10 protein-coding genes and 2 tRNA genes are annotated in these 12,757 nt (G+C 38.3%); 4 read left to right on the plus strand and 8 right to left on the minus strand.

The window, feature by feature from the left end; all coding sequences use genetic code 11:
• The first annotated feature begins 49 nt into the window (after positions 1 to 49).
• Together lpdA and ACXAG7_RS13010 are read left to right on the plus strand one after the other, a co-directional pair.
• On the plus strand, positions 50 to 1,450 hold the full coding sequence (lpdA, locus tag ACXAG7_RS13005; protein WP_408042905.1) for a dihydrolipoyl dehydrogenase: 1,401 nt from the start codon (positions 50 to 52) through the stop codon (positions 1,448 to 1,450).
• A 154-nt stretch (positions 1,451 to 1,604) separates the two neighbouring features.
• Positions 1,605 to 3,389, plus strand: a complete 1,785-nt coding sequence (locus ACXAG7_RS13010; protein WP_476667047.1) for a T9SS type A sorting domain-containing protein — start codon at positions 1,605 to 1,607, stop codon at positions 3,387 to 3,389.
• Between the two features lie 51 nt (positions 3,390 to 3,440).
• On the opposite strand, the gene ACXAG7_RS13015 is transcribed toward ACXAG7_RS13010, so the two are convergent.
• The 7 genes from ACXAG7_RS13015 to ACXAG7_RS13045 all read right to left on the minus strand — a co-directional run bounded on the left by ACXAG7_RS13015 (position 3,441) and on the right by ACXAG7_RS13045 (position 11,083).
• On the minus strand, positions 3,441 to 5,561 hold the full coding sequence (locus ACXAG7_RS13015) for a peptidylprolyl isomerase (protein WP_408042903.1): 2,121 nt from the start codon (positions 5,559 to 5,561) through the stop codon (positions 3,441 to 3,443).
• Positions 5,562 to 5,663: 102 nt separating this feature from the next.
• The gene (locus ACXAG7_RS13020; RefSeq protein ID WP_476667048.1) at positions 5,664 to 6,956 is read right to left on the minus strand and encodes a hemolysin family protein; all 1,293 of its coding nucleotides are present in this window, start codon (positions 6,954 to 6,956) and stop codon (positions 5,664 to 5,666) included.
• A gap of 13 nt (positions 6,957 to 6,969) precedes the next feature.
• Positions 6,970 to 7,167, minus strand: coding sequence for a hypothetical protein (locus tag ACXAG7_RS13025; RefSeq protein WP_476667049.1), 198 nt, complete (start codon positions 7,165 to 7,167; stop codon positions 6,970 to 6,972).
• A complete protein-coding gene (gene lptC / locus ACXAG7_RS13030) occupies positions 7,167 to 7,739 on the minus strand; it encodes an LPS export ABC transporter periplasmic protein LptC (RefSeq protein ID WP_408042900.1) in 573 nt (190 codons plus the stop codon). Before lptC ends, ACXAG7_RS13025 begins: the two co-directional genes overlap by 1 nt.
• Positions 7,739 to 9,058 carry a hypothetical protein gene (locus ACXAG7_RS13035; RefSeq protein ID WP_408042899.1) on the minus strand — a complete coding sequence of 440 codons (1,320 nt, stop codon included), beginning with the start codon at positions 9,056 to 9,058 and terminating at the stop codon, positions 7,739 to 7,741. The genes lptC and ACXAG7_RS13035 overlap by 1 nt, the downstream gene beginning before the upstream one ends.
• 14 nt (positions 9,059 to 9,072) lie before the next feature.
• Positions 9,073 to 10,359, minus strand: coding sequence for a BamG family beta-barrel-assembly machinery protein (bamG, locus tag ACXAG7_RS13040; protein ID WP_476667050.1), 1,287 nt, complete (start codon positions 10,357 to 10,359; stop codon positions 9,073 to 9,075).
• Positions 10,352 to 11,083, minus strand: coding sequence for a type III pantothenate kinase (locus ACXAG7_RS13045; RefSeq protein WP_476667051.1), 732 nt, complete (start codon positions 11,081 to 11,083; stop codon positions 10,352 to 10,354). The genes bamG and ACXAG7_RS13045 overlap by 8 nt, the downstream gene beginning before the upstream one ends.
• A gap of 111 nt (positions 11,084 to 11,194) precedes the next feature.
• Between ACXAG7_RS13045 and ACXAG7_RS13050 the strand changes: the two genes are divergently transcribed.
• Positions 11,195 to 11,267 (plus strand) — tRNA-Phe (locus tag ACXAG7_RS13050).
• A 69-nt stretch (positions 11,268 to 11,336) separates the two neighbouring features.
• Positions 11,337 to 11,412, plus strand: a tRNA-Phe gene (locus ACXAG7_RS13055).
• A gap of 78 nt (positions 11,413 to 11,490) precedes the next feature.
• On the opposite strand, the gene ilvA is transcribed toward ACXAG7_RS13055, so the two are convergent.
• Positions 11,491 to 12,756: a threonine ammonia-lyase IlvA gene (gene ilvA, locus ACXAG7_RS13060; RefSeq protein ID WP_476667052.1), complete on the minus strand. Its 1,266-nt coding sequence runs from the start codon at positions 12,754 to 12,756 to the stop codon at positions 11,491 to 11,493.
• Position 12,757: the final 1 nt, after the last annotated feature.

The raw sequence follows: 12,757 nt of genomic DNA on the forward strand, positions 1-12,757 counted from the left end.
ATAGAAGAACTCAATAATTTAGGTTAAAAACCTTAAAAATCAGATAACAATGAAATACGATGTAATCGTTATAGGTTCTGGGCCTGGTGGATATATTTCTGCCATCAGAGCTGCTCAATTAGGAAAAAAAGTTGCCATCATAGAGAAATATCCTACCTTAGGAGGTACTTGTTTGAATGTAGGATGTATTCCATCAAAAGCTTTATTAGACTCTTCTCACCACTACTACGATGCTGTTCATCATTTTGAAGAGCACGGTATCAGTGTTGAAAAGCCTAGCTTCGATTTTGGTAAAATGGTTGATCGCAAAGCCTCAGTGGTAGAGCAAACCACAGGTGGAATCAAATACTTAATGGACAAAAATGACATTACCGTATACGAAGGTCTAGGTTCATTCGAAAGCAACACCCAAGTAAAAGTAACTAAAAACGACGGAAGTTCAGAAGTTATTGAAGGGACGAATATCATCATTGCTACCGGATCTAAACCCTCTACCTTACCTTTTATCTCTTTAGATAAGGAACGTATTATCACCTCTACTGAAGCTCTTAAATTAAAAGAAGTTCCAAAACACCTAATCGTAATTGGAGGTGGAGTTATCGGTTTGGAATTAGGTTCTGTATACAAACGTTTAGGAGCTGATGTAAGCGTTGTTGAATACGCTCCAGCTATTACGCCAACCATGGACAAAGACGTTTCAAAAGAACTTACCAAAGTATTGAAAAAACAAGGTATGAAATTCCACGTTAGTCATGGAGTTAGTGCTGTAGAACGCAAAGGTGAGGAAGTTGTTGTTACCGCTACCAACAAAAAAGGTGAGGAAGTAAGCTTTACTGGTGACTATTGTTTAGTTGCTGTAGGTCGTCGTCCTTATACAGACGGACTTGCACTAGACAAAGCTGGAGTTAAGGTAAACGAGCGTGGACAAATTGATGTAAACGACCATTTACAAACGAATGTTAGTAATATTTACGCTATTGGTGACGTAGTTCGCGGAGCTATGTTAGCACATAAAGCTGAAGAAGAAGGTGTTGTGGTAGCTGAGTATTTAGCAGGACAAAAACCTCATATCGATTATAACTTAATTCCTGGTATTGTTTATACGTGGCCAGAAGTTGCTGCTGTTGGTAAGACAGAACAAGAATTAAAAGATGCTGGTGTAGCCTACAAAGCTGGTAAATTCTCAATGCGTGCCCTTGGTCGTTCAAGAGCAAGTGGAGATTTAGACGGATTTGTAAAGGTATTAGCCGACAAAAACACAGATGAAATATTAGGTGCTCATATCGTTGGTGCCAGAGCTGCTGACCTTATTATGGAATTAGCAGTAGCTATGGAGTACAGAGCTTCAGCAGAAGATGTTGCTCGTATTTGCCACGGACACCCAACCTATTCAGAAGCCATTAAAGAAGCTGCGAAAGCTGCTTGGGATGGAAAACCTTTAAACGCTTAATAGCTTTTTAAAGCACAGATAAAAAAGCAGCTCAAATTGAGCTGCTTTTTTTATTAACCTAGTATAAGAACCTGCTCTAAAAATAAAGATTCGTAAGTTTTACTGTTAATATTTTATATATTATATACTTTATTAACATAAAACCCTTCATAAAATGAATCTAAAACTATTATTAGTACTAGCTCTCTTATTACAATCCTTTGGTATTAGCGCACAGTTCGCAGAAAAACAGCTCCCGGAACCCTCCCGACTCAGTTCACTATTTATCGGTCCTTTGCTTAAATCGACCATACATTACGGCGCTGCACCCACAAATTTTGACGGTAATGTCATCGTTTTCAATCACGGATACATTGATTTAAACCAATTATTTTTCACTAATAATAATTTTTACCAACAGGCATACGATGCCGGCTACCAGGTAGTTTTTGTCGCTACTACCCGTGGTAAAGGCATGTGGGAAAATGGTAAGCTCCTAGCACAAGCACTTGACAAAATCACAAAAAAATACGGAGTACAACAAGTTCAAATTATCGCCCATAGCAATGGTGGTAAAGCCGCTGAAGTAGCCATGTACAAATATGGAAAGTACGACAAGGTATCAAGAGTAATCGCCTTGGGAACCCCCTATTGGGGTACCTACTTAGCCGACATTTCTCAACAATGGTGGTTTAACTGGCTCTGGAAAAAAACGGGTCTCAATGAAGGTAGCGCTACTTCTACAACCTACTATTGTCGCGAAGTAGTACGCCCGTATTTTGACAAACATCCCAATAACGAACCTGAGAAGTTCTATTTACTAGGAGGATCTGGTTTTGCTAAAGGTCATACCCTACTCGCTCCTGCCATGCTCGCCAGCGGACTGATTATTTATGCAAAACAAGGAGCTAATGACGGTGTAACACCTTATTCAAGCTCTTTACGTCCTAACGGACATCAGCTATTTAAAAAGAATGAACTCGGCTTAGATCACGTCGACATTGCCCTAGGACAGCACGTATGGAAATACATTGCACCCTTATTGCAAAAATCGAGTAATTCAAAATCGGTCACTTCCAGCACGTATCGTCAGCAACCAACCTATGATACTAGTAATTATCAAATTGTACACGTAAAAGCGAAAGGACAAACAATTACTTTAGACAAGCAGCAGCAGGCGTATGAAATCGCGTTTATTCCGAGATATCACGGTTCAAAAACTGAACTCATCGTTAACGACAAAAAACTTCGTCCCAAACAGTTTTCAAGACACGAGTTCCCTGCAAAAAGCACCGGAATTCCGGAACGTACATTAACCATTGCGGGTACAAAAGGATTGGCGTTCATCAAAGATCCAAACGGCCCGACATTGATGTTTAAGTCTGACCCGAAACAGCAGCAATTAAGCCTGCAGTTCGACCGTAACGTTCCCTCGAGTACTTCGGGTACTATCTACGGTATTATAACGCGTAAGGCTACAATTACCGGTGTACCTGTTACCGAGCGTCCAATCGTTCTTAATTTCTCGAAAAAAGCACACAATAAAGGATATCTCCTGCGTACCAACGAGCTTAAAAACGGGATTTACAGTATTCATATAGAATATCGCAGTGCAACACTGAGACGCAGTTTACTATCGGGCTTTACCCTTGGAAAACCAGCCAACGGCATTTCATCAAATACCGAGAGCGGTATAAATTCACAAAGATTATTTCGCTTAAAAAATCACGTAATTCAGGAGTATCTTCACATAAAGTCACTGAATAAATCTTCAAATGAAACACAACGTATTTCTATTAGCTTGTACGACCTCAATGGTAGAGAAGTAATTCAGCATAACATGTCACTTACTGCTCGCCACTATCAACCTATTGACCTCGGGCATTTGAGCAGTGGTATATACCTCGTTACAGTTCGCTCCACAGGGCGACAGCAAAGTTTTAAAATTGTTAAACAATAAAAAAAGCCGAGCAAATGCTCGGCTTTCTTTTATATGGTATCGGGTTACAGTTTATTCTGTAATTCCGTAAAAACTACTTACGTTATCATCGATGTCAGAAGCCTTCTTAATAGCTTCATACATTTGATACGTTTTGTTTCTTCTCTCGTTAGCTAAACGCTTTCTGTATGTATTGTAGTTTGGCAACGCCGTAGGCAATTCTCTTTTGTCTATTACAAAAGCATACACTCCTCTTTCTCCTACTACTGGAGCAAATACTTTATTAGGTGCTGCATTGATCATCGCTCCAACAATTTTAGGCTCGTAACCAACACCAGATAACGTAGGTGATTGTAAATTTACATCGGTTGCAGTTCTGATACTCTGTCCAGAAGATTTCGCTATTTCCTCTAAACTACTCCCTTTCATTTTTCCTTCAATTAAGGCTACTTTCTTTTGGTTTTCAATTTTAGTACGGATATCAGCAGGAACTTTAGATACAGGCATTAATCCTTTAGCAGTTTTACCTGTTAACTGAGCAACTACATAACCTCCTTCTACATCAAATCTTTTCGTATCTCCTACTTTTGCATCTTTATCAAATGCCCAAGTAACGATAGAACGTTGCTTTCCTAATCCTGGTACATTTTCGTCTAAAGCCTTTAAACCAACAGCTGGTACAGCCTTTACATTATTTTCTTCTACAAGTTCGTCAAATTTCTTACCTCCCTCTAATGCTAAAGTGAAGGTTGAAGACTTTTGATACACATCGTTTTCAGTTGCATCAGAAGGTACGATATCTCTACCGAAAGTAACCATTTTGATTACGTTTTGTGGGTTCTTCTGATCTTTGATCTCAATAATGTGAATCCCAAAGTTAGTTTTTACTACACCGTAATCACCTTTCTTATTCTCAAAACAGAAATCTCTAAACTCAGGCACCATAGTAGTATAGGTAAACCATCCTAATTCTCCTCCTTTTGAAGCATTTGACTTATCCGATGAAAACTCCTTTGCAAATTCTGCGAACTTAGCTGGGCTCTTTTTGATGATTGCCAACAAGCTATCTGCTTTGCTCTTTGCTTGTTCTTCAGTATCCTTAGTATCTGCCGATGCCGTTCCTGCACCGATATAAGGAATTAATATGTGATTCGCTGAAACTGAATCAGGAATTTGAGTTACCTCAGTAACTTTTGAAATTTTGAATTTGTTTGCGTGTCTATAAGGTCCAACCACATCACCAACCTTAGCTGCAAATAACTCTTCAGCTACCACCTGTGGTACTTCTACTTTAAAGCGGAAGTTTGGATTCAATGCAACATCTGATTTTGCATCTTCTAAAAACAACTCGTAATCTGTTGCATTTTTTAACCCTTCATAAACCTGACCGTTGTTCGTCGTATTATTGATAAATCCAGCTACTTCTTTCTTAATAGCTTCCTCGTCATCAGACGTCGGTGTCACATCAAACTTAACGAACTTAATATCTCTAGAAGATTCTACTTGGTAAGAAGCAGCTCTTTCCGAAATGTATTTTTGAATATCAGCAGAAGTTACTTTCACTAATGAATCAGAAATTGAACTGAATGGTGTATACACGTACTTTCCTGAAACTTTTGTTCCTTCGTTCATGTACATAGTTTCTCCTTCTTTTAAAGAAGCACCCAAACCAGCAGCAACTAAGTTGTCATAGGTTCTTTTTTCAATAGTACCGCGAAGAGAAACCATATAATTTTGCCACGCTTTCCACTCAGGTCCATTTGCTTCTTTTACAGTCGCCAAGTACTCTTTTACCTTTGCTTTATCAAAAATACCAGAAGTAAGGAAACGCTGATCTGACTGAATGTTAGGAGAATCGTAAATTGCTTGCATAATATCAGCCTCACCAACGGTGATACCTGCTTCCTCTAACTGACTCTTGTACAATTTTTGACGTACTAACTCATTCCAAACAGTTTTAGCTGCTTGCATTTCTGAAACCCTAGAGCCCACTTGTTGTTTATAATTTTCCAAAGCATTGGAAAACTCTTGACGAGAAATAGTTTCTCCGTTTACAGAACCTATTTCATTTACTTTTGTAGAATTAAAGAAATCTGAAATAGTAGAAGGGTCTAACACGAATGCAAAAAGTGCTAAACCTACAACAAGAATCAAGAACATTGAGCGTTCTCTAATTTTCGATAAAATTGCCATACGTCATTTTATTTTATTAACAGTGTGCGAAAATACAATTTCACATTTAAAAATGCAATGTTTTTTTAGCTGTTTTAGAGTAAGTTTGACTAAAAATTTGGATTAATCTTCTGGCTGAAGTACGCGCATATAAATCGCATCGATTTTAGCAGCGCTCATATGAAGTATTTTAATTTCAAAATTATCGAGAAGGAAAACCTCTCCTTGCGTGGGTAAGCTCTCTGTGTGGTTGATGATAAATCCACCTAAAGTTTCATAAGCTTCTTCTTTAGGGATCGCTAATTGGTATTCTTCATTCAAGTAATCCACTTCCAAACGCGCTGAAAAATGATACTCATTTTCGGTGATACACTCTTCCAAAAGTTCTTGACTGTCGTGTTCATCTTCAATTTCACCGAATAATTCTTCTACAATATCTTCCACAGTAATGATTCCCGAGGTTCCTCCGTACTCATCTACAACTACAGCGATACTGCGTCTTTTTTTCATCAGTACGTTAAGGATATCATTGATAATCATAGACTCTGGCACAAACTCCACTGGAAGCAGTATACTTTTAATGCTCTTAGGTTTCTTAAACAATTCAAAAGCATTCACATAGCCCAGTATATCGTCTAAAGAATTCTTGTACACTAAAATTTTGGACAATCCCGTTTCAATAAACTCTTCTTTCAAAACCGTCACCGATTCGTGAATATCGACAGCGATAATCTCGGTACGCGGTACCATAATTTCACGTGCTTTTACCTTGTGAAACTCCAACGCATTTTGGAAAATTTGGATTTCAGTATCTATGTCTTCCTGATCATCCCCCGTTTCTAACTGTTCTGAAATATACATTCCAAGCTCTTCTTTACTAAACTCAGTTTGCGTTTCATTTTCCTGTGCTTTAAAAAACACTTTCAAACAAAAGTCAGAAATTTTTGTAATGATCCAAGTCACCAAATAAAAAACCCAATAAAACACATAGGCTGGAATTGCGAAAAAACGCAGCATTTCATTCGCATAAATCCTGAATATTGCCTTTGGTAAAAACTCTGCAGTAACCAAAATCAATAAGGTAGAGATCAAGGTTTGTGTCAGTAAGTTTAAATCTTTAAGCAGGTAGTTTAACAGCGTGTATTGCGAGGGTAGAAACGACTGAAACCAAGTCATCAACAAATCGCCCATAAAATAACTGTAAATTACGAGGGCAACGTTATTACCGACAAGCATGGTGGCGATAAATTTTGAGGAACGCCGTGTGAGTTTTGCGAGAATTTTTGCAAACAGGCCTTCGCGTTTCTTTTCGAGCTCAATATGCAATTTATTGGCGGATACAAAGGCGATTTCCATCCCTGAAAAAAAGGCGGAAAACAATATAGACACTACAATAATTACAATATTTACGCTCATAAAATCAAAATCGTTATTGCTGTTTATTTCGAGCTTCTATTTTTCTTCTAAAGCGACGCTTGAACAAAAATATCACAACGATAAAGGCCGATAATCCAAACATAATCATCGCTCTGGTAACATCAGTAGACAGTGCAATAATACCTTCTACTAAAAAAATGATTCCCACTACCAGGTATCCGTATTGTAAAAACTTCCAAATGCTTTGCATTATAAATCTTCTTCTTTAGTTAAAATTTTACCCGTTATATCCTTGGCGATAAATTTAGACAAATCTTGACGAGATTCAAAACCATATCCATTAATCGTATCCGTCGGGTTGGTCAAACGGAAACCGTCTTCCGTAAAAAAATAGTGTTGGGTTTGATCCCAAAACAACTGGTTGGTCTCGAGTCTTGATTTTTCCGTATGGTTGATAATCACCACATTATCTCGGATTTCTGAGATTCTGGTTTTATTATAGGTCAGCGCGTAATTCCCTGTAATGGTGGTAGAGTCTTTTCCGTCATTTTCATAGGTTACTATCTTAATTCCCTTAGGAAACTCGTTGTACGGATGCTGTTCTCTATTACTAAAATCATACAATACAGGAGTAATTAACCTAGAGGTTATTTGCCCTGAATCTTTATAGACGTGATAAATATCTTTACCAATCGCAATTGGCAAATTCTTATCTTTTAAAAAGTCTTGTACTTCTTTTTTTGAATTGGTACAAGAAAAAAGCATTGCCATCAACAAAATGATGGCAATGCTCGTGAATATATTATGTTGTCTAACAGTCATTAGTTAACAGGTACTTTTACCGTTTCTCCAATCCAACATCCAATTTTATGAGATGATCCTGGAGCTACTCCTTTTTGGAATATTAACTTCTTAGAAGGAACAAACTTTCTATAACTCTTAATGTATCTACCTGCACCACACCCTGGATCAACGCGTTTCGCTTTCATCGCTTTGTTTAGGGCTGCTACATATACCATTCTCTTTTCGAACTCATCGCTACCACAAGAGTTTGCACTCTTTTGATACAAGCTAGCAATGTATAAATACGCTTTACCTAAATTAGGGTTGTACTTCAATGCTTCCAATGCCAATGCACGTGCTCTGCTTCCTGAAGCTCCTTGAGCTTCTCTTAATTTAAGCTTCGCTTTTTTCAACGGATCTGTTTCTAAATCAAAGGCTTTCTTTCTCATTTGAGCAGCACCTTTGTTATCTCCGTTTTTAGCTAATACCGCAGCAACAAAGTTAAATGCATCAGCTGATTGAGTTACATCAGCATATGATTTAGCTAATTTCTCGAACAAAGGATCTCCTTGACATTCTTTGTTAAACATTCTCGAAACCGCTCTTTTTAACCAAACTCCATCGGTTTTCTTTGCATCGTATTCTTTTGAATACACCATTACCAAACGCTCACAAGTTGCGATTTCAGCTAATTCAGCATCCAATCCTCCTTCTACTAGTCCTAGAGAAGTAGAGTTTACTGTATATGCTTTTAAGCGCTTTGCTTCTTTAGCATCTAAGGTTCCTGCTTCTTCCTTCGCCTGTAACTTGGCAATTTTCTGGTTGTAGTCATCTAATTTTTCTCCTACAGACTCCATTACGTCATCATAGGTGTCAAATACTTTTTGTGGATCTGTGTCTTTGTACTTCGCTACGATCGCTTTAAAGTATCTAAAAATGTTTTTAACACTCATCTCCTTAGGAGAAATAGCATAGGCTTTTTCTAAAATTGTAAAAATCTCAGCGTCTGAACCTAATTTATTTGCTATTAAGAACGTTGCGTACTCACTGTGCGCTTTAGCAGCTCCCTTATTTGGGAAATAGGTTAAACGTCCTTCATAAATTTTCTTTGCTAAAACAGCATCTTTCGTCTTTTTAGCAATCTTTGCCCCGTATTTATAGATATTTACTGATAACTTAGGACAGTTAGCTAGCAAGTAATCTAAATCCGGTCTGGCAGCATCATACTTTTTTGTAAGTGCATTTCCTTTAAACAGGTTGTACTTGATATTACACTCTTCGCTTGCCTGCGCTTTAACCCCATTTACGGCTACAAACAAAAATACTCCTGTAAGTAAATTCGTAATTTTTTTCATCATGTATCAGTTTTTTATTAATCTATTTTTCTCTTGACAAACCACTTATTACTATTTAAAGACAAACTCAACTTCACATTAAAGTAGTTCTCTTTAATTAAACTATTCGTAAGTGTTCCCCTCTGTCCGTATTCAAATCCTAAATTTACATTAGATATTTGTTTTGGCAATGGTAATCCAACTCCAATATTTATGCCAAAATCATTTATTGATGTTAAATTTTGCCCAGTTCCGGTTCCATCTGCCTTAATACCAATCTTTTCGAAGCGAAGACCTGCTCTATAGGTCACGCGATCCCAGTAGCTTTGAATTGAGTTCATCTTTGGAATATAGTATCCTCCAATCGCAAATTTGTTCCCACTTTCGTACTGGAAGCTATTCGAATTATTCAAACCATTCGTAACGTTTACCGCTTCTTTAAATTCTTGGTTAATTCCAACGTACCATTTGTTTTCCTTTCCTAAACCTACACCAAAAACAGTTTTTACTGGCATGCTCAAGGTTCCTTCTTTCTTTATGTTGTACAATTCATCACGTATCGCCTCTGCCCCAGAGGTATTGAACGTCAATGAGTACAAACGCTCATTTCCTTTAGCAGACAAATCACTTTGTAACGTTATGGCTGCCCCAGTAGACAATTGAAGTTTGTTCTTCAAATCCGTCTTATACTGAGCCCCAAATTTAAATTGTCCTCCTCGAATTGACAATCTTTCATGGTACTTTGTTGCCAAACTTACCTGACTTCTCTGATTTAAGATACTATTTTCAATCGTTCCGAAAATAAAACTCGCCTCTGCACCTAATGATAAACCGTCAAACACATACATACCAAAACTCGCGTACAATCTGTTCGTTCCTCCCGATCCGGTAAAACGCGTAATCTCTGTTAAATCTGATCCAGTGTAGACTCTATTCATCAAGGCATATCCCACGGAAGAGAACGGTTGTATTCCTGCAGAAAACCCCGCTTTTTTCCCTACTGGGAAACCCAATGCAATGTATCGTAAACTCGTAGAGTTACCTGATTGACTGTTCGCGCCTTCTTTTAAGTTCAAAAAAGTAAGACTTCCACCAATGGCGTAGTTTGCAAACCTCAAATCAGCCATGGCTGCCGGGTTCGTAAAATTTAAATGATAGCTATCTTTCATCGCAGCACCAATTCCTCCCATAGAAGATTGTTCCACTGTTAACGGATCAAAGTTCTCACCAATTCCAAAATAAGAATAAGGAGATGCGCTGTTTCTCTGTGCTACAATTGCTGTACTTATAAGTACGAATATTCCTAGTAATAACCTCTTAATCATTCGCTATATTAAATATCAAAATAGTGTGTAATCCCTCCAAAACAAAATTCGGATGGGCAAATATGCCATTTTTAAATTGTTCTGACAAGAATTTTGTGTCTCCCCCTGTTAAAACAACTGTTAAATGTTGATAGCGTGCTTTATATTGATTAACAAGACCTTTTATTTCATTATATACTCCATTTACCACTCCGACATGCATAGAAGTGGCCGTATCTGTACCTATAAAATCATCCGGAGCACAGGTTTCCAACAAAGGCAACTTGGCCGTAAACTCCGATAATGACCTGTACCTCATACGAATACCAGGAGCAATAGCCCCACCTAAATAGTTCTTATTAGCATCTATAAAATCATAAGTAATACAGGTACCGGCATCGATAACCAATACATTCTTACCCGGATACTGCTGCACGGCTGCAGCGGCAAGTGCTATTCTATCTACTCCTAAAGTTTTTGGAGTTCCATAGGCATTATGAAATGGCACTGGTGTTTCAGCATCCAAAAAAATGGGGTTCAACAGTTCCTTAAGTCGAGCAACTTCATCTGCCGAAAATCCGGCTACAGACGAAACAATGCTATGTGTGATGTTGAATTCAGAAAAAAAATCAAAAATTTTTTCAAAAATTTTCGGGGTCAAAACCACCTCTAAACGCTTCAAGCTACCCTCCTCAAAAACAGCTAACTTAGCTCTCGTATTTCCGATATCCAATATTAAAAACATGTCTCTTTTTTATGAAAACCCAAAGGTACAACACAAAAATTTTTAATCAAAAATTTTGGCAGATTGAAAAAGGGTTGTATATTTGCATCCGCTTAGCGAAAGCAGCAGACTGGTGCCTTAGCTCAGTTGGTAGAGCAAAGGACTGAAAATCCTTGTGTCCCTGGTTCGATTCCTGGAGGCACCACAAATAAAGCTCGCAATCTCGGTTGCGAGTTTTATTCCAAAAGCTGCAAGACTTAAGCAAACCAACAATGGTGCCTTAGCTCAGTTGGTAGAGCAAAGGACTGAAAATCCTTGTGTCCCTGGTTCGATTCCTGGAGGCACCACCATAAAAACCCGAACAAGTTGTTCGGGTTTTTTTATTAAAGAAAAACAAACTGCGCAATAGCGACTTTTTTATGAAGGGTTTATACCAAAAATTCAAATAAATCCGGTTTGTTATTAAGGTATTCACCGTAAAAATTACGTGCTTTCATTCGTTCAACTAAAGGCTCTAAATCTGTAGGAGAAGCCAATTCTACCCCTACAACGGCAGGACCATTTTCTCTGTTTGTCTTTTTGGAATACTCGAAATAGGTAATGTCATCACGCACTCCTAACACATCTCTTACAAACTCTTTAAGCGCTCCTGCACGCTGAGGAAAGCGTATGATAAAATAATGCTTTAATCCCTGATACAACAAAGCTCTCTCTTTGATTTCAGCAGTACGAACTATATCATTATTACTTCCGCTGACCACACATACCACTCGTTTGCCCTTAATTTCCGTTTTCAAGAATTCTAGTGCCGCAATTGTCAATGCTCCCGCAGGCTCGACCACAATAGCTTCTTTGTTGTACATATCTAAAATTGTTTGACACACCAAACCTTCAGGCACTGTCAAAAGTTCGTCTAGGTTCTCTTGGCATATGGGATAGGTTAAATCACCCACCTGCTGCACTGCTGCACCGTCGACAAATTTATCGATACTGGCCAGTTTACGGTTGTGCCCAGCCTTAAACGCTGCCTGCATAGACGGAGCCCCTAAGGGTTCTACTCCTATTATCTTCGTCGAAGGAGACAGTAAGCGAACCATAGTAGACACTCCTGAGGCCAGTCCGCCACCACCTACTGGAACCACGACGTAATCAGGAGCTTCTAATAGCTGCTCTAATAGCTCGAGCCCGACAGTGGCTTGTCCTTCGATAATCTTTTTATCGTTAAAAGGATGGACAAAGGTTTTTTGATGCGTATCACAAAACTGTTTTGATGCTTTGTACGCATCATCAAAGGTATCTCCAATGAGTTGAACATCTACATACGCACCACCAAACATCTTTACTTGTTCCAACTTTTGTTTAGGTGTTGGCGCGGGCATAAAAATAGTGCCCTGAATCTTTTTTTTATGACAGGCAAAAGCCACGCCCTGGGCGTGATTTCCGGCACTAGCACATACAATCCCACGTTCCAGCTCTGCTGGTGTTAAACTGCTAATTTTATTGTAAGCACCACGTATTTTATACGATCGTACTTGCTGCAAATCTTCACGTTTAAAGTAAACTTCAGCAGCGTATTTTTTTGAATACGAAAAATTTTGGAGCAGAGGCGTTTGGGCAACCACCTCTTTCAAAGTAGTTGCCGCCTCCTTAACTGCATTTAATTTAGGAAAATACAATGTTGTTTTTACTTCCATT

It is taken from the genome of Tenacibaculum sp. AWR4_210 (genome assembly GCF_056160945.1).